2 protein-coding genes are annotated in these 1,694 nt (G+C 36.7%); both read right to left on the bottom strand.

What is annotated here, in order from left to right; all coding sequences use genetic code 11:
- Positions 1-742 (bottom strand): metallophosphoesterase family protein (locus NL42_RS15125; protein WP_461313364.1); only part of this gene is annotated, 742 nt, incomplete at its 3' end.
- Entirely contained in the window at positions 723-1,661 is a 939-nt protein-coding gene (locus NL42_RS15120; protein ID WP_461313363.1) for a diacylglycerol/lipid kinase family protein, read from the bottom strand. The genes NL42_RS15120 and NL42_RS15125, both read right to left, overlap by 20 nt.
- Positions 1,662-1,694 lie beyond the last annotated feature (33 nt).

Below are 1,694 nucleotides of genomic sequence, written 5' to 3'. Positions count from 1 at the left end.
CCTTTAAATCATAATTAAACCAATAATGATCAATTTCCCCCTCATTTGAAATGACATTAAAACTATTCGGAACATGATAATGCAAACGGCTAGATGTCGCTGTCCCTGCATGAATGTCATAAATAGGATGATCTATTTCTAAATGATAGATCTGCGTCAAATCATATACAGCAGTTTTATGTAGATGCCCATGTAACATACCGAATAGCCCTGTGGTACTCCATTTTTCGAGAGCCATTTTTCCTAATACAGGACAATCTTTAATACCATGCTCGTCATCAGGCGGGGTATAAAAAGGCTGATGAAAAACAACTAACTTAAGTTTATGAGATGGTCCTTGCTGTAATCGCTCATATGTAGTTTGAATTTGCTCAATAGAAATATGCCCACGAGTATGATAGCGACGGCGTATGCTATTCACGCCAACGATATAAAAATGTTCAGTTTCCAAAGTGGGCTCAAGCTGACCAAAAAAATATTGATATCGGGTAAATGGAGAAAAAAAACGGTTCCAGACATGATACAAAGGAATATCGTGATTACCCGGTACAATAAGATAAGGAATATTAAGACTATCTAAAAATTGGCGACAATTATAAAACTGTTGATATCGGGCACGCTGAGTAATATCTCCACTCACAACAATAACTTCAGGTCTATGTTGGGTACAAAAAAGCCGAATCGCATCTAAACAGGCCTCAATTTCTGTTCCAAAATGCAGATCAGACAGATGTAATAACATTTGGCACCATAATATTTAAAGCATTCTTTTCTACAGTGAAATTTAATGGTGTTTTCATCTCTAATATTTCGCCATCTAAAGCCACGGTAAGTTTTGATCTTTTTGCACAATCTACCATCACATGGTCTGCACAAAAACTATAAACATCTTGTGCCTCTTCTACTTTGCCTTGAATCCACTGCCACAACATGTTTAATAAACTAAGCCTATCACTTTTTGTAATGACCACTCCAGCGACTCGCCCTTGTGCAGCACAATCCGCAATTCTTAGTTTCATATCACACAATTGCAATTGATTATTACCAAAGAAAATTAGAGGTGTTTTGACTGGATATTTCTTACCATCAACCGTAACGGAGAGTTTCATTGATTTATTTTCTCTTAATAAAACGTCCAAAGCCGAGGTATAGGCATGTAAAGGCAAACGACCTAAGTATTTATTGTAGAGCTCGCGTTTTTTTATAAACAATGGATAAAGGCCTAAGCTCGCATTGTTCAAATAAATCTGATCGTTAATCGTCGCAATATGTACAGAACGTGGTGTACCTGTAGCGATGACTTCAGCAGCTTCTAACAAATCTAAAGGAATATCTAAAACTTTAGCGACATAATTAAAAGTCCCCAAAGGTAGAATTCCCATAGGGATATTCGTATGTCGAAGTTTTGAAGCGACTGCATTTAACGTCCCATCACCACCAGCTGCAACAACAACGCCTAAATTTGCACTTTGACTATGCCGATGGATGACTTTATTCATCAAATCATCAAAGGTGACATCCTCTGCTAATTCAAAAACTTGTATTTCAAAACCAAATTCGGTAAGTACAGTCATTAATTGTTCATACATATCTTCATGTTTCGAAGCATGAAAACCCGATTTCTGGTTGTAGATGATAGAGAGAGGCTTTAAAGTCCGCATTTTTATTATCTTAGAGAAGATTTACCCTATATT

This window comes from Acinetobacter sp. GN11, assembly GCF_054823985.1.
The sequence above is the reverse complement of the archived record's forward strand: the minus strand, read 5'-3'. Positions and strand labels throughout refer to the sequence as shown.